The 17,189-nt window shown below is 38.5% G+C and carries 15 protein-coding genes and 1 other annotated feature; of the genes, 1 reads left to right on the forward strand and 14 read right to left on the reverse strand.

All coding sequences use genetic code 11. The features are described from left to right. Positions 1-67: 67 nt before the first annotated feature. Genes IGJ32_RS09570 through IGJ32_RS09610 form a run of 9 tightly spaced genes read right to left on the reverse strand, consistent with a single transcriptional unit; the run spans position 68 to position 8,621 of the window. Positions 68-700, reverse strand: coding sequence for a V-type ATP synthase subunit D (locus IGJ32_RS09570; RefSeq protein WP_080292479.1), 633 nt, complete (start codon positions 698-700; stop codon positions 68-70). 7 nt (positions 701-707) lie between these two features. After that, positions 708-2,084: a V-type ATP synthase subunit B gene (locus tag IGJ32_RS09575; RefSeq protein WP_010718636.1), complete on the reverse strand. Its 1,377-nt coding sequence runs from the start codon at positions 2,082-2,084 to the stop codon at positions 708-710. Continuing rightward, positions 2,077-3,858, reverse strand: a complete 1,782-nt coding sequence (locus tag IGJ32_RS09580) for a V-type ATP synthase subunit A (protein ID WP_010718637.1) — start codon at positions 3,856-3,858, stop codon at positions 2,077-2,079. Before IGJ32_RS09580 ends, IGJ32_RS09575 begins: the two co-directional genes overlap by 8 nt. A gap of 20 nt (positions 3,859-3,878) precedes the next feature. Further along, the gene (locus tag IGJ32_RS09585; RefSeq protein WP_010718638.1) at positions 3,879-4,190 is read right to left on the reverse strand and encodes a V-type ATP synthase subunit F; all 312 of its coding nucleotides are present in this window, start codon (positions 4,188-4,190) and stop codon (positions 3,879-3,881) included. After that, entirely contained in the window at positions 4,180-5,166 is a 987-nt protein-coding gene (locus IGJ32_RS09590; RefSeq protein WP_010738013.1) for a V-type ATPase subunit, read from the reverse strand. Before IGJ32_RS09590 ends, IGJ32_RS09585 begins: the two co-directional genes overlap by 11 nt. Before the next feature lie 14 nt (positions 5,167-5,180). Further along, positions 5,181-5,765: a V-type sodium ATPase subunit E gene (gene ntpE, locus IGJ32_RS09595; protein ID WP_063627423.1), complete on the reverse strand. Its 585-nt coding sequence runs from the start codon at positions 5,763-5,765 to the stop codon at positions 5,181-5,183. 27 nt (positions 5,766-5,792) lie between these two features. Beyond that, positions 5,793-6,263, reverse strand: coding sequence for a V-type ATP synthase subunit K (locus IGJ32_RS09600; protein WP_010738015.1), 471 nt, complete (start codon positions 6,261-6,263; stop codon positions 5,793-5,795). 23 nt (positions 6,264-6,286) lie between these two features. Further along, the gene (locus IGJ32_RS09605; RefSeq protein WP_034867349.1) at positions 6,287-8,281 is read right to left on the reverse strand and encodes a V-type ATP synthase subunit I; all 1,995 of its coding nucleotides are present in this window, start codon (positions 8,279-8,281) and stop codon (positions 6,287-6,289) included. Further along, positions 8,268-8,621: an ATPase V gene (locus IGJ32_RS09610; RefSeq protein ID WP_192924300.1), complete on the reverse strand. Its 354-nt coding sequence runs from the start codon at positions 8,619-8,621 to the stop codon at positions 8,268-8,270. The genes IGJ32_RS09605 and IGJ32_RS09610 overlap by 14 nt, the downstream gene beginning before the upstream one ends. A gap of 107 nt (positions 8,622-8,728) precedes the next feature. Then, positions 8,729-8,777 (reverse strand) — a sequence feature (sodium ion sensor (DUF1646 type); this cis-regulatory element may regulate processes involved in with the transportation of sodium ions). Positions 8,778-8,991: 214 nt separating this feature from the next. Between IGJ32_RS09610 and IGJ32_RS09615 the strand changes: the two genes are divergently transcribed. Beyond that, positions 8,992-9,711 (forward strand): gamma-glutamyl-gamma-aminobutyrate hydrolase family protein, encoded by a 720-nt coding sequence (locus IGJ32_RS09615; protein WP_342081861.1) that lies wholly within the window; start codon positions 8,992-8,994, stop codon positions 9,709-9,711. Between the two features lie 147 nt (positions 9,712-9,858). On the opposite strand, the gene IGJ32_RS09620 is transcribed toward IGJ32_RS09615, so the two are convergent. From IGJ32_RS09620 to IGJ32_RS09640, 5 genes are all read right to left on the reverse strand, one after another. Next, positions 9,859-11,121, reverse strand: a complete 1,263-nt coding sequence (locus tag IGJ32_RS09620) for an ABC transporter permease (protein WP_010738019.1) — start codon at positions 11,119-11,121, stop codon at positions 9,859-9,861. After that, a complete protein-coding gene (locus tag IGJ32_RS09625) occupies positions 11,114-12,013 on the reverse strand; it encodes an ABC transporter ATP-binding protein (protein WP_342081862.1) in 900 nt (299 codons plus the stop codon). The genes IGJ32_RS09620 and IGJ32_RS09625 overlap by 8 nt, the downstream gene beginning before the upstream one ends. 337 nt (positions 12,014-12,350) lie before the next feature. Then, entirely contained in the window at positions 12,351-14,129 is a 1,779-nt protein-coding gene (uvrC, locus tag IGJ32_RS09630; RefSeq protein WP_342081863.1) for an excinuclease ABC subunit UvrC, read from the reverse strand. Positions 14,130-14,324: 195 nt separating this feature from the next. Beyond that, positions 14,325-14,639, reverse strand: coding sequence for a thioredoxin (trxA, locus tag IGJ32_RS09635; RefSeq protein WP_010718648.1), 315 nt, complete (start codon positions 14,637-14,639; stop codon positions 14,325-14,327). An 85-nt stretch (positions 14,640-14,724) separates the two neighbouring features. Next, on the reverse strand, positions 14,725-17,085 hold the full coding sequence (locus IGJ32_RS09640; RefSeq protein ID WP_010718649.1) for an endonuclease MutS2: 2,361 nt from the start codon (positions 17,083-17,085) through the stop codon (positions 14,725-14,727). Positions 17,086-17,189 lie beyond the last annotated feature (104 nt).

Below are 17,189 nucleotides of genomic sequence, written 5' to 3' on the forward strand. Positions count from 1 at the left end.
TCCTACGCTAAATTCAATTTGTTTCGATCATGAAAAAAAGCCATTAGAATGCTGAATTGGATCAGCCTTACTCTTCTGTTCCCATATTTTTCACTTTGATCAGGCGAGTTACTTCTGCTCGTTCGTTTTCTTCCAGCTTCATTTTAATATAATAAATCGTTTCTTCCAATTGAGGAATCGTCATATATTCTAACGCATTGACCCTTCTTCTGGTTTTCTCGATCTCTTCAGCCATGAGTTGACATGTTTTTTCAACTTCTGCCAGCTTCAAAAGCTTTGGTAAGAGCTGCGTAAAACCATCGATCGAACGATCCAACTCTGCATTAGAATGAAGATAGCCATACTCTAACGGTGTCTCATTCAATGTTTCATCGTATTGAAAATTCATGAGGGGAACTTTGACACTCATAATATTTTTCTCAACTACAGAAAGTGAGACGTTTTCCGCTGGTAATGCTAAAAGTTCGTCAATAAAAGCTTCTTCGACTGTTGACTTTGCTAAGACAAAATCTTTCATTGCTGTTTGGGTTTCTTTTTCTATTGCTTGGCGTAACTCATTATTTTTACGGATCAGTAAAATAAATTGACGCATCAATTCATCTTGTTTATCCTTTAAAAGTTTGTGTCCCCTTGTCGCTGTCGTTAATTGTTTCTTTAAACGAGTTAGCTCCATTCTCGTAGGATTGACGTTTAATCGCATAAGGAACTCACTTCCCTTCTGGCAAATACTTATCCAGTAAATCATCCTTGATTCGTTTTAACTCGGTTCTTGGAAGCATCGCCAACAGTTCCCAACCTAAGTCAAGCGTTTCTGTGATCGTCCGATTGGTGTAAAATCCTTGGTTGACATATTCGTTTTCAAATCGTTCCGCAAATTTTGCATAGATTTTATCAATATCTGACAAGGCAGATTCACCTAAAACGACAGCTAATTCCTTCGCTTGTTTTCCTTGCGCATAGGCGGCAAACAATTGGTTCATCGTTGCTGCGTGGTCTTCTCTCGTTTTACCGGCACCTGTTCCTTTGTCCTTCAACCGTGAAAGAGAAGGCAAGACATCGATCGGTGGTTGAATCCCACTCTTATAAAGCTCTCTCGTTAAAATGATCTGACCTTCTGTGATATAGCCAGTCAAATCGGGAATCGGATGAGTCTTATCATCTTCTGGCATCGTCAAAATCGGAATTTGAGTTACAGAACCTTTCAATCCTCTAATCCGTCCAGCCCGTTCAAATAAGGTGGCTAAGTTTGTGTAAAGATAGCCTGGATAACCACGACGACCAGGAACTTCTCGACGTGCGGCCGAAATTTCTCTGAGCGCTTCTGCATAGTTGGTCATATCGGTCATGATGACTAAGACGTGCATGCCTTTTTCATAAGCTAAATATTCAGCGGCCGTCAATGCCATTCTTGGTGTGGCGATTCGTTCGATTGCTGGATCATTAGCTAAATTCATAAACATAACGGAGCGGTCAATCGCACCTGTTTGTCTAAAGTCTTCCATAAAAAATTCGGCTTCTTCAAAAGTAATACCGATGGCAGCAAAAACCACAGCAAAATCATCGGAAGAATCCAAAACAGTTGCTTGGCGAGCAATTTGGGCAGCCAACTCTTTGTGTGGTAAACCTGAGCCAGAAAAAACCGGCAATTTTTGCCCACGAACTAATGTATTCAAATGATCGATTGCTGAAATCCCTGTTTGGATAAATTCATCGGGATAATCTCTGGCAATTGGATTGATTACTTCGCCATTGATATCTAAATATTTTTCTGGCAAGATTTCAGGTCCATTGTCTTTTGGTCGACCAAGACCATCAAAAACCCGACCGATCATGTCTTCTGATACCCCTAATTGTAAAGGGTGTCCTAAAAAACGTACGGAAGAATTTTTTAGATTGATTCCACTGGTCCCTTCAAAGATCTGAACCATCGCTTTGTCTTCTTGGACTTCTAGTACTTGTCCACGACGAATCTCGCCGTTTTGCATTCGAACTTCAATCAATTCTTCATATTTGACTCCCGAAACTTTTTCGACTGCCATCAAAGGGCCGACCACTTCTTTGATTGTACGATATTCTTTAATCATCGGTCATCCCTCCTTCTGAAACAATCAATTGGATCGTTTCTTTGATTTCTTCATTTATACTACTAATTTTGGCCAACTCTTCTTCTGGAATATACTTGCTCCGACTAATGCGTTCTCTGACCGCTACTGTACCTTCCATGATTTCATTGAAGTACGCTCCCAACGATAAGGCTTTTCGTGCTTCTTTCCCAAAAGTCAAAATAACTTTCAACATGTTGAATTGTTTTTCTCTTGAAGTAAACGTATCTACATCATCAAAAGCATTTTGTTGTAAATAGTCTTCTCGAATCGATTTTGCTACTTCAAGGGTCAAGCGATCGTTATCAGAAAGCGAATCGATCCCTACCAAGCGCACGATTTCATTTAATTGTTCTTCTTCTTGCAAGATCCGCATGCCTTCAGTTACCATATCAGACCAATCCTGTTGTAAGATTTGATCCATATATCTGCCAACTTCTGTTGAATATAATGAGTAACTTTGGATCCAGTTAATCGATGGAAAATGTCTTTTTTGAGCAAGACTAGAATCTAATCCCCAGAAAACCTTTACCACTCGTAAGGTATTTTGAGTCACTGGTTCAGAGATATCTCCACCAGAAGGAGAAACCGCACTGATGGCAGTGATACTGCCCTCACGTTGGTCAGAGCCTAGAGCAATGACACGTCCTGAACGTTCATAGTATTCAGCTAGACGAGAGCCCAGATAAGCGGGATAACCTTCATCACCAGGCATTTCTTCTAAACGTCCGCTCATTTCACGCAGTGCTTCTGCCCAACGAGAAGTGGAATCTGCCATGATTGCTACATCATACCCCATGTCGCGGAAGTACTCAGCAATCGTGATTCCCGTATAAATAGAAGCTTCTCGAGCAGCTACTGGCATGTTCGATGTATTAGCGATCAACACAGTTCGTTCCATCAAAGACTCGCCCGTATTTGGATCGATCAGTTCAGGAAATTCATTGACGACATCCGTCATTTCATTTCCTCGTTCCCCACAACCAACGTAAACCACTAGATCTACGTCCGACCACTTAGCAATCTGGTGTTGCACAACTGTCTTCCCTGCACCAAACGGACCTGGAACGGCTGCCGCTCCTCCTTTAGTTACTGGGAAAAACGTGTCAATGACCCTTTGACCGGTGATCATCGGTACATCTGGATTTAATTTTTGTTTGATTGGTCGACCACGACGTACTGGCCATTTTTGCATCATCGTCAGCTCTTTTAAGCCTTGTTCCGTTTCGATCACACAAATCGGATCATCGATCGTAAATGATCCAGATTCAATTTTTTGTACAGTTCCTTTGATACCATTAGGGACCATGATTTTGTGCTGAATGATCTTCGTTTCATCCACGTACCCAATAATGTCTCCAGCACTTACTTCTGTTCCTTCTTCGATTGTCGCTTCAAACCACCATTGTTTCTCATGATCTAAAGCTGGTAATTGGACCCCACGTCCTAAGAAGTTACTTTGAGTCACTTCCATAAATGTATCCAGTGGTCTTTGAATCCCGTCAAACATTTGTGAAATGATTCCTGGTCCTAGCTCAACAGATAGTGCTTCCCCAGTTGAACGAACAGGTTCCCCGGGACCAATTCCTGAAGTTTCTTCATATACTTGAATAGACGCCACATCTTGACGCATCTCAATGATTTCGCCGATGACTCCTAAATCTCCCACTAAACACATGTCTTGAATACTTGCTTCTGACATATTTTCTGCCATAACGAGAGGACCGGAGACTTTTATGATTTTTCCAATTTGCAAATGACTATCTCCTTTTCCTATTATAAAATATTTTGTCCAACAGCTTTTTCCACACTATTTTGGATCTCTTCTAAACCGATACCAAGGGTTCCTTGATGACTAGGAATCAAAATGATCGCAGGTGTCAATTGTCCTTTATAGCGCTCAATCGTTTCAGGGACCAGATTTGCACATTGTTCGGTGATATAGATCACACCATATTCATTCTTAGCCATCTCATCGATTGTTTTTCTTATTTCAGTCTTTGTCGTACCATGCTGTACATCAAAGCCAAATAATCGAAAAGGCGAGACAGAATCCTTGTCACCTACTACTCCAATTTTATAAGTCATAGACCTGTCTCATCCTTTCTTTTAGTTGTTCCAGTGAAAAGTGATTTCGTTTGCCAATGATCAAAAGGCGCAGATTTTTACTTTCGACTTCTTTTGCGTTCAAAAAAGCTAGTAATGGTAACGGGCCAAACGCTTGTGTCTGTGCTACTTGATAAAAAGAACTTAAATAATCATCTTTCAATTGTTCCAAGCTGACTAGATCAATCTGTTCTTCATGGATGACTTGCTTTAATAGCTCACTGTAATCTGTTGTCAGTAAAAACTGAGTAAAAGATGCCATTTCCCCACGAACAAAGGAAAGCAATGTGTCTTTCGGAATACTTCCTGAACTTGAAATAACTGTTGTCATAAAACCTGCAGAACGATGCTGCAAGATCCCTCTTGCTGTCGTGGTGATATTCGTTAAATCGATAAAAGCAATGATCTCTTCTAATAGTTCAGGGTAACCAAGCTGTTCCCCTAAGCGACGTTGCTCGGTTAGAAAACAACGGTCATAAATCACATCGATCCCTTGTAAAATAGTCGATTCTTCGCAGTATTCATGAACTTCTCGAATATAATCCATGAGACTGTCTGGCAATTCCACCGACACTTGCGTGTGAATCGCATCTTTCAACACTTCCAGCGAATAAAATCCATCATGGATGTAAAGGTGATCAAGGTTTTGCCCTGTGATCTCAGCCTTTGTCAATACTTTCAAATTATGGAAAGTGTAACGCATCGTATAGATCCAAACGATTTCCGGTTCTGGTGCAGATTCTTTCAACCACTGGAATAATTTGCTGCGTTCCTGAGAGAGATTGGCTTCAAAATCCTTGTCAAAGCCGTCATAGATATACGGCTGATAGATCGTGGATTGTAAGATTTCTCCAAGTGAATCGATCGAATCGGTTTGGATCATTTGCTCAAACGTGTCTTTTGAAATCAACTCTAATTCTCTACCACGTATCAAGGGATTTAATTCATGATACTCCATTTAACAATCCCTCCTTAGTCAAATAATTCTTTGGCAATTTCAGCACTCATCGTCTCTTGAATTTCCTTGATCAAGTGACTAAATAAAAAGTTATATTGGATACCAGCATCATCAATGATCAACCCTGCTTGTGCTTTTTCAGTAAAGTCTTCCCGTATTAATTCAAAAGGAAGTTCTTCATTCCATTCAGCGATGACCGCAGGTGTTAAGATATCCGCTGATTTTTCTCCTGGGATCAAGCGAGCTGTGCCATTGATCGGTAATGTTTGGATCATTTGCTTCATCAATGCAAGTTGTTCTTCTTTTGGTTCATTTTCTAACTGAAGCGTTGCTTCCGTGAATAAACGCTGTAAAACTTCTTGTTTCACATTTAAGATTTCTTGTTTCACTTGCATTTTTTGCTTGTTTCTCAACTGGCGATAACTTCGTTCAATTTCTTCCAGTTTACTTGCTTTTTCTTTCTGAAAATCTGCTTCGATCTGCCACTTTTTCACTTCAAATTTTTGATCGATTTCTTTGCGCTTCATTTCTTCGAATGATGCACGTTCGAGTTGTGCTGTTTCATTTATTTGAGTGATGATTTTATCAATCGCATCCACCGTCATTCCTCCTTATAAGCTAGGCTATTACGCATTTAAGACCAGTAAGAAAGAAATAACGAAACCTAAGATGGCATATGTTTCAACCATCGCAGCAAAAATGATCCCTTTCGTTGCATGCTCAGGTTTTTTCGCTAGAATTTGAATACCAGCTGCTGCAACCTTCCCTTGAGCGATCCCTGAGAATAAACCAGTAAAGGCAATCGGTAAGGAAGCTCCTAAGAAGTTCAATCCTTGAACGACAGACATATCACTGCCTAAGTTGATAAAAATCAAGAAGGCGATAACGAAACCGTATAATCCTTGGGTACCTGGAAGTAATTGTAAAATTAACGCTTGTCCAAATTTTTCTGGTTGACTGGTCGTCAATGCAGCTGCCGCTTCCCCAGTCATTCCAACGCCTTTAGCAGACCCGATTCCTGAAAAAATCGTTGCTGTTGCCATCGCTAATACTGCAAATACCATTCCACCATTTTGAGTAATCAAATAATCCATCATTGTATCAAATTCCTCCAATATTTCTATTTTTTCTTATGATTGATGTTGACGTATTTCTCCACCGTTTTTAGTGGTTTGAAGGAACGCCCTCCTCCAGTGTAAAACTTTCCAAAAAATTCTACATATTGTAATCTTGCGCCATGTACATAGGCACTCAAAAGTGTTAAGAACATATTCAAAGCCTGTAGGACAATGATCAATAAAATTCCGACACTAAAACGAGCAGCTGGAGGCATAAAAGCAACTAACATGTTGAAAGCTGCGGCAATACTTCCTCCAGAGATTCCCAGTGCCATTAGTCGTGTATAGCTGACTAAGTCTCCGATATAGCCAGTTAGACCATATAAATTATACGCACCTTTGGCGATCCCCTTGGCTTTTGAAGAAGATTGGAAAACAGGAATGATCAAAATACATACGGCTGAAAGAACAGCTAATGCACCACCTAAATAAACAAAGGCGTTGTTTTTAAGGATCATCGTTCCCAATAAAATCAGAATGATACCAAGCAAGATCCCTTGCCAAGCAAACCCATCATTCACGGCATCGACATATGCTTTTCGTTTGATATGTTCCTTAGCAGCAATAAATAGTCCGACTAAAATTTGGATCAAACCAAAAATTACGGATAAAATCAAGATCGTGTTGACATCATCTGTAGTAGACAAAATCGGAAATGGTAAATGAATACCAAAAATTTCTTTAGGCAATGCCGCCCCAAAAAATGAGCTGTAGATAAATCCCCAGATGATCGAAGGGATTGCTAGAATCTCAAAGAATTTTGCAAAACGTTGCATTCCCCGTGGCAATACCACTAATTTTTGGAGTAAAAATGCCCCTAAAAACATCAGTAACCCATACCCGATATCCGCCACCATCATGCCAAAAAAGACGAGGTAAAACGGCATCATCCAAGGCGTTGGATCAACTTCTTCATACTTTGGTAAACTATACATCTCCGTTAACATCTCAAAAGGAGCGACGATCGGGTGATTTTTTAGTTTGGTCGGTACTTCTTCAGCAATTTCATTGTCCGTTGGCTCGTCAAAGGTCAAATAGACTTCTTCACTTGCTAAGACATTTTGTAGCATGTGGATCAATTCTTGTTTTTCTTCATGATCCACCCAGCCTTGAATCAGAATCAGATAAGGAGTATGAATGATCCGGTCCTTGATTGCTTCTCGTTCAGAGCGAGCCAAGAAGATTTCTTCCGTCCATTCGAAATCTTTGATATACCCACTACAAGCTCCAATGGCTGAAGAGAGTTTCTTTTGTTGGTCCTTGATTTCCTGTAAACTTTGTTTTGCAGCAACTAACTGTTGCTGTGGTGTCCCCTCATACAGATAGTCTTCTTTAACAAATCCATAACGACTGGCGATTTCTTCCATGCGTGACTCGTCAGCTCGTAAAACAATGTAGGCAAAGTAAGTCGTTGTTGGTGAAGAGTTGATTTCTTCTAAATAGGCTTCGTTTATCTCAGCAACTTCAGCTTTAAAAGATTCAGCATTTTTAGCATTGACCGTCCCAATGACTAGCTTGGTCATTTGACTATCAAATGCTTTAGGCGCCAAATCCAGATTTTGCCAATTGAGCAACCAATTCTCTTGGTCTTCCAATTGTTGGCGTTCGTCTACCAGTTGCTCCCATTGTTCCTTCAAAAGTAAGACTTCTTCCAGCTTTTTCGAAAAAGCTTCTTCTGAATAATTTTTTTCCAAAGTATCTAACGAAAGTTCACGCCTTTTTAAGTGTTGTTTTTTCTGACTTTTTTCGCCATGATGTTCGATAAATTGGATAGCTGTACGAATATCCGTTAATTTATAGGATAATTTCGCCAGTTCCTTGTCCTTATCGATCATCTCTGGTTCAGGAAAAAACGTCTCTACCCATTGATTGTTTTCAGATTCTTGGAACAGATCACGGATTTCTACTGCATGAAGTCCTTGAACTGCTTGCAACAAGATTTCACGATTTTTCTTATCTGAAATGAGAGTCACTTTTTCCATTTTAGTGACAGCCATTTTTTTGTTTCATCCTTTCAATGATCTCATTTGTTAAGTTCTTTTTCTTCGCTATTTCCTCTTCTTCTTTTTCTAAATATGTTTTTTCTATTTCAAGAACTTTTTGACGAAATTGTTCTAAAATCAATTCCAGTTTGTGCTGTTCGTCTTCAGTTACTTCCTCTTCATTTTTTCTTTTTTCTTTCATTAGCTTGGTTAATCGTTCTTGGAATTCTTTATTCAAATCGATTAATTCGTTATTTTTTAATTGTTCATATTGAGCAAGTTCTGCTTTGACCTGCTCTTCTTTTTTCTGATTATTCTCTTCTGCTTCTTTGATTCTTGTCAAAATTCGTGCCATTTCTGTCACAATCACTTCCCCCTTTCGATTAAAAAAGGACACATGCTCTCGTTACATTGAAAGTATGTGCCCTTTAGTTGACTAATGATGCTGAGCCCTTCAATATGTTCTTCTCACCCCTTGAAGAACGCGATCCTTGAAGCATTATGCCCAACCATTTTATTCGTGATTTAATTCTATTGTACCAAAATGACGAAAAAATTCAATAAGAACACCATATTTTTCCTCGGTAACTCTGTTTTTTTATAAGAAATTCTCATAAAAAAATTTTTTCTTCATATGTATTCCCAAACTAGATCTATTTCAAATAGTTTTAAATTTTTTTTATTCTTGATAGAATAGAACGAATAGACGATTTGGAGGAATGTTTATGTTACCCATTATTGGAATTGCTGGAAATCAGTTGATCCGAGCGACAGATACTTTTCAAGGAAATCAAGTAACCTATACTCCCCAAGGCTTTGTCAATGCTGTACAGCAGGCGAATGGTTTACCGATCGTTTTACCGATCTCATCCTCTAAGACTGCTTCTGCTTATATTGACCAAATCGATAAACTGATCTTAGCCGGTGGACAGGATATTTCCCCACAACTGTATCATGAACCTCCCCATCCAAAACTTTTAGAAACCAATCTTCAAAGAGACCTCTTTGAAGCGGCACTTATCAGCGAGGCACTCAAACAAAACAAACCAATTTTTGCTGTTTGTCGTGGAATGCAACTCTTAAATGTCGTGCTTGGGGGTAGTTTGTATCAAGATTTAACCACTTATCCTAAGTGGTCAGTCAAACATGAACAGCATCCAACCGCCCCACAATTTGCTACTCATGAAGTAAAGATTTTACCCGATACTCTTTTACATCAGCTACTACCTGATATTTATTTAGTAAACTCTTATCATCATCAGGCGTTGAAAGAGCTGGCACCTTCATTAAAAGCCACAGCCTTTTCACCTGATGGTCTAGTGGAAGGGATTGAAAGTCTCGATAAGGATGTTCGATTATTTGGTGTACAATGGCATCCAGAGCTGACACATTCAAGCAATCCCACTGATCAAGGATTATTTGATTTTTTTGTTCAAGAATTTTAGTCCTGAAGTGATTGGGCAACGATTTTTTTCCTTTAGAATATCCTAAAAAATGCTGGCGTTATTTCGTAGATCAACCGAAATAACGCCAGCATTTAGTTTTTCATTTACCATTTTGTTGTGCCGATACTGCTTTTAATAGTCAGTCGGTTAGGATTTCTTACGTTCATTTCTCATAATTGAAAGTGACTGTTTCAATGAACTCCATAAGCCACCTTCACTATAAACAAGAACATTTGATTTATACATGTTCGCTGAGAAGAACATTAGCAGGAATGTGACAATGATTAACACTACAAGTGAAATCAATACACTAGTCATCCCAACTGTCTCATTCGCCAAACGAATCGGCATAATATAAGAAGAAAGGAACGGAATATAGGACGTGATCCGAATCACGATATTGTTTGGATCAGATGCGCCTAAGATCAACCCAAGCATATAGCCACCTAAAGAAAGATAAGTAACTGGTAAAATCGCTTTTGCTGTATCTTCTGCTTTGTTGACTAATGATCCACATAAAGCCGCTAAAACGGAGAAGATCAAGATACCAAAGAACATAAACAACAATGCGTACCATAAAAATGGTCCGATGATCTTATCTAGTGAAATATTCTCTATGATACTTTTTACAAAATCCATATGTTTAAATTGTTGGAATCCCACAGTCAAGATCACACCGTATAGAGCCATCTGCGTTAAAGCAACTAACAAGACACCAGTCAATTTACCATAAAAATGTTTTTGAGCTGTCGTACTTGATAAAATGACTTCCATGATTCGAGTTCCCTTTTCAGAAGCAATTTCTTGCGCGATGATTTGTGAATAAGTCAGGATAATGATAAATAAGATAATGGTTGCTGCATAACTAATCGCATATTGTACGCCAGAATTATCTTCTCCAACTTTCATTTTGTTATTACTATCAAAACTTACTTTTTGTCTAGTCAAACTTGCTGGTTGACTAAGACTAGCTACTTCTTCAGGAGAAAGTCCCAGTTGGCTAGCTCGCAATAGTGATTGCAATCCAGTTAATTGCTGTTGGATCAACAATTGTGTACTTTGTCCTAACGAATTTTCACTGTAAAGTTGACCTTTTAGCTGATCGTTTTCGACTGTGACGACTAAATAGGCATCAATTTTTTCATCGGCTAATTCTTTTTGAGCTTGTGTTTGCGAATCAACCGCTTGAAAGCTGAACTCATCGGTTTTTACTTGTTCAAGCTGTTGCGTTACTTGTTGATTTTCGGACAATACACCAATTTTATTAATCTCACTGTTTTGCTGAGCAAAATTGCCTGCTAAATAAACGATCCCTATCATAATGAATGGCACTAAGATCATAATCAAGAAAGAGATAGATTTGACATTTTTTAAATAAACATCTTTTGTAATGATCCAAAATTTACGCATCAATCTCACCTGCTTTCATTTTGAATATCTCTTCTAAGGTAGGCGGTTGTTGATTGAACATTGGAATATAGCCAAATTGTGTTGCTCGGGTAAAGATTTCTTTTCCTACATCAGGATCGTTTAAAGTGATTTCAAGCGTTTGATCTTCATGAGTGACGACTTTTTCGACCCCTTCGATCATTGCAACTTCCTCCTGGGACAAGCCAGATTCTAAGAATAACTTTGTACGTCCAAAAGAATTTCTGATTTCATGGACTTTCCCGCTTAACACCATTTTTCCATTACGTAACATAATTAAATGATCACAGATTTTTTCAACATTATCCATATTGTGACTGGAGAAAATAACACATGAGCCATGTTCTTTTAACTCAATGATCCCGTCTTTCAGCAATTCTGCATTGACTGGGTCAAGCCCACTAAACGGCTCGTCCAATATGATTAATTTAGGTTCATGGATCAACGTAGCAATCAATTGGACTTTTTGTTGATTTCCTTTAGATAATGATTTTACTTTATCGGTTTTCTTTCCTTTTACTTGGAACTTTTCCATCCAAAAATCGATTTTTGGTTCGATCTCTTTTCTTTTTTTGCCTCTCAATTCAGCAAAATACAACAATTGCTCTTGAATCGTTACTTTCGGATACAACCCACGTTCTTCAGGAAGATAGCCAATAATGTCATAGTCTTTTTCTCCCAAAGGTTGTCCATTCCATAAAACTTCTCCTTGATCCTGTGTCAAAAAATCTAAGATCAATCGAAAAGTTGTGGTTTTTCCTGCCCCGTTTTGTCCGATCAGCCCCATAATCTTTCCATCAGGTATTTGAAAAGACACATGATCAACAGCGGTATAGTCTCCAAACGTCTTAACCAAATCTTTCACTTCTAACATCGTCTCACTCCTTCGTCTCCATTTCTTCTACCATATTCAGATAGTTCAGACAACTTAAATCGCATACAAATGCAAAAAAATGAAATAGTCCAGAGATTCTTTATCAATTAAAGGTCCAAAGTCTATTGAAAAATGAATAGTTTAAAAAGAAAACCATTCTTTCCCACTTTTTCATTGAAACAACGACCATTTTGACATTTATTCAATCTAGGTTGGCTATAATCATTTCCAATAGTCATCATAGCGCTTCCCGCCTCGTCGAACTAAAACGAATTCTACATCATTTGTTATACAAAAAATCATAGGACACTTTACGTAGTTTGTAAAGTGTCCTATGCTAGTTCTCATGCAATTTATCAAAAACATTTTGAGCAACATTTTTTGGTAGCCCAATTTGTTGGAGTTCTTCCATCGTCGCTGCCGTAACATTTTTCAACGATTTAAATTCTTTTAGAAGTAATTTTTTTCTTTTCGGTCCTAATCCTTCAATTTCATCCAGCTTAGAAGCAAAACTATTTTTACTTCGTAGTTGTCTATGGAATGTGATCGCAAACCGATGGACCTCATCTTGGACCCGTTGAAGTAAAAAGAACTCGGGCGAATTTCTTTCCAATGGAACCACCGAAAGTTCATTTCCAAAAAGGAGTTCATTCGTTTTATGCTTATCATTTTTAGCCATACCAGCCACTGGTATGTCGATCCCAAGTTGATTTTCTAAAACATCTTTGGCGACATCCACTTGCCCTTTCCCACCATCGATCAAAATCAAATCAGGTAAAGGAAGCCCTTCTCGAATGACACGAGAATATCTTCGATAGATCACTTCTCGCATCGAAGCATAATCATCTGGTCCTGTGACCGTTTTGATTTTATATTTGCGGTATTCTTTTTTTGCTGGCTTTCCATCGATGAATACCACCATTGCCGCTACTGGATTGGTTCCCATGATATTCGAATTATCGAAGGATTCAATCCGAACAGGTGTAGGAATATTCATGGCATTCCCTAAACGTTCCACTGCCCCAATCGTTCGTTCTTGCTTTCTAGCAATCAAATCAAATCGTTCATTCAATGCAACCGTAGCATTTTTATTCGCAAGTTCTACTAATTTTTTCTTTTCACCACGTTTAGGTTGTAAAACTTTTGTGGACAACAATGCCTCCACACTCGGTTGATCGATCGTGTTAGGAATCAAGACTTCTTTAGGAATAAAATGTTCATTTTCTTGATAAAACTGCCCGATATAAGTCAGAAAATCCTCTTCTGCTTCATTATAAAAAGGAAACATCGAAACATCCCGTTCAATCAATTTCCCTTGTCTCACAAAGAATACTTGGACACACATCCAGCCTTTGTCAATGGCATAACCAAAAACATCTCGATCCACCAGATCTGTATTGGTCATTTTTTGACGTGTCATAATCGTTTCAATGGCTCGTATCTGATCGCGGTATTCTGCCGCTTTTTCAAATTCCATCTTTTCAGCAGCATGGACCATTTTTTGGTGGATTTCTGATTCAACTTTTTCATAGCCACCATTTAAAAAGCTTTTAACTTCATCAACGATTTTCGTGTAAACTTGTGGATCAACATCAAAATAATAAGGACAAAGGCATTGTCCTAAGTGATAATACAAACACGGTTCTTTCGTTTGGCTAGGTTTACACTTGCGTAACGGAAACAACCGATCAAGGATTTTTTTGGTTTCGTTGGCTGCGCCAACATCTGGATATGGTCCAAAATAAACTGCTTTGTCTTTTAACACTTTACGTGTAATGACTAAACGTGGGTACTTTTCGTTTGTGATTTTCAAAAAAGGATACGTTTTATCATCTTTCAACATGATATTGTATTTAGGATCATTTTTCTTGATCAAATTGATTTCTAAAAGTAAAGCTTCGATATTGGATTCTGTAACGATATATTCAAAGTCTTCGATCTCACTAACTAATCGTTCGGTTTTGGTATTATGACTACCTGTAAAGTAGGAACGGACTCTATTTTTGAGAATCTTTGCTTTCCCAACATAGATGATGGTGCCATTTTTATCTTTCATCAAGTAGCAGCCAGGTTGATCAGGAAGTAAGGCTAATTTATTTTTGATACGTTCGTTCATGAAATACTTCCTTTCAAATTTCATTGAATTAATTATAACATGTCTGTCAAAAAGAATCGTAATCGGCTCATTTGTTTCCTAGACTTGTTTGAGGGTTTAGATAAACTAGAGAAAGGTTTTACTGAAATTTGTGCTAAGGACAAAAAAACCGAGATATCAATCCATTGATTGATATCTCAGTAACATTCCAGATGTTTATAAATATTGATCGATCATTTGACGTAATTGCTCTTTCGAATGTACACCAACCGCTTTTTCAACGACTTGCCCATCTTTTTTCAACAATAATGTTGGAATACTCATAATCCCAAATTGTTGAGGCGTTTGTGGGTTTTCATCTACATCCATTTTTACGATTCGGAATTCATCTTCATCGTATTCTTCTGACAGCTGATCTAAAATTGGTGCTTGCATGCGACAAGGTCCACACCAAGTTGCCCAAAAGTCGATTAATACTAAGCCTTTATCTGTTTCTTCGTTAAATGTCGTATCTGTAACTACTTGTGACATATCAAAGACCTCCATTTTTTAGTCTAGAGTCATTATAGCACCTTTCTTGATTCGAGACGAGCCTTCTGCTTACATTTAGTAAGTTTTATTTAAATTTAACGATCGTCGCCCCATTACCGCCTTGGTTAGCAGGAGCAAATTCAAAACTTTTGACACTTCGATGATTTTTCAAGTAGTCGGTGATTCCTTGACGCAAAGCTCCGGTCCCTTTTCCATGTACGATCGTTACTTGGGGATAGCCAGCAAGGATCGCTGAATCAAGGTATTGGTCAACCTCACTCAACGCTTCTTCATAGCGTTTGCCACGAAGATCTAGTTGGTTCGACACGTGACTAGCTGATTCAGAACGTACAGCATGAATGACCCGCTGTTTTGGTTCCTTTTGTGGTGCAACGGGCGTTAATTCACTTTCAGAAACATTCATTTTTAAAATCCCGATTTCCACTTGCCATTGCTCCCCGTTTTTACGTAACAAGGTTCCTCTTTGACCATAAGTTGTCACTAAAACTTCGTCGCCTGGTTTCAATGTTTTTTGTTCTTTGGCTTTTTTCAACACTTTATTTTTTTTCAGTTGTTCTTCTTGATGCAAGTTTGCCAATTTGGTTTTCGCATCAATCAATTGGTGCTCTTTTACATTTCCTTGTCCTACTTGTTGTTGCATTTTACGAATATCTGCAATGATTTTTTCCGCATTTTCTTGTGCTTCAGAAACTAATTCATTCGCTTTTTTCTTGGCTTTTTCGATTTCTTTTTCTCGTTCTTCAAAGAAATAGCGATACGCCTCTTTTAAGTTTTCATATAACTCTTGTGCTTCATCAACGTAGTGGCGCATTTCTAAATACTCCGTTTCAGCCATTTTTCGTCGATTTTCTAAATCAGCGATCATTTCATTTAAATCTTGGCTTTCGTCATTCATCAATTGTTTGGCTTCATTGATGACTGATTGATCTAATCCTAAGCGGCTAGAGATTTCAAATGCGTTACTTCGCCCTGGTACACCAATCAACAGACGATACGTTGGACTAAGTGTATCAACGTCAAATTCCATACTTGCATTGATTGTATTCGCCCGATTGTATCCATAAACTTTTAGTTCTGGATAGTGTGTCGTAGCCATCACATAAGCCGATTTTTTCCCAAGATCGTCTAAAATAGCAATCGCTAAAGCTGCCCCTTCTTGGGGATCTGTTCCTGCACCTAATTCATCAAACAAGACTAAACTTTTTTCATTCACATGTGCTAAGATATCAACGGTGTTTGTCATATGGGAAGAAAATGTTGAGAGACTTTGCTCGATGGATTGTTCATCACCAATGTCAGCAAATACTTCCTCAAAAATACCGATTTGACTTTCTTCATCTACAGGGATCGGTAAACCCGATTGCCCCATCAATTGTAACAATCCTAAAGTTTTTAAAGTGATCGTCTTTCCTCCAGTATTTGGACCAGTAATCACGATCGCTTGGTACTCTTTCCCAATACTGATATCATTAGCCACCACTTTTTCTTGATCAATCAACGGATGTCTTGCTTGTTTTAAAATGACATGATTTTCTACACTGATTGCAGGAACGATGGCTTTCAGTTCTTTCCCAAAACGTGCTTTGGCGTTCATCAAATCTAGTTTACCGATCACGTATGCGTTATGAATGATTTCATGTCGATGAGGAACCAGTTCAGCAGAAAGTTCACTTAAAATACGTTGGATCTCATTACGCTCTGCAATTTGATACTGTCTCAAGCGATTATTTAATTCAACGATCTGCTTTGGTTCAACAAATAATGTTTGCCCAGAAGCACTTTGATCATGGACTACCCCACCAAAGACACCCCGGTATTCTTGCTTGACAGGAATCACATAGCGATCATTTCGCATGGTAATAATCGTATCACTTAAGTATTTGGCGTTTTTCCCCCGAACAATGCCATCTAGTTGTTCTCTCACCGTTTGTTCACTTCGACGAATATTTTGACGAATGATTTTTAATTCAGGGGAAGCATCATCTGTTACTCGCCCATCTTCATCGATCGACTCTTTTAAACGTCGATTCAATTCGGGGATCGTCACCAATTGTTCTGCCCAGAAATAAAGACGTAAAAATTCAATTTCGCTATCTGCTAAATCAGCAAAGAATCGTTTTAATTCACTTGTAGTCGATAAAACACGCGCAACTTGCGCTAATTCGAGTCCATTCAAATCAGCACCGATCTCAATTCGTTTCATATGAGGTCGAATGTTCTCTAACTTAGGAATAGGGATTCCCCCACGTAACCTTTGAACTTTTAAGCCATCTTCTGTTTCTGCTAACCAATCTGTTAATTTCTCTTGTTGGTTGATTGGCACTAACTTTGCGAGTTCTTCTGTTCCTTGCGCGGTTACCACAAACTGACGAACAAGCTGTTTCACTTTTTCAAATTCTAATGTTTCTAGGATTCGATTATTCACGTTATCACCCTAACTTTCACTAAAAGAAGTTGTCACATTTCGCATTGACTCATTGGTCTTTGCTGTCCTGTCACAACTTCGTTTTTTTTCTTTCACTACTTACT

This window comes from Enterococcus sp. DIV1639a (assembly GCF_050530445.1).
Lineage (GTDB): Bacteria > Bacillota > Bacilli > Lactobacillales > Enterococcaceae > Enterococcus_B > Enterococcus_B hirae.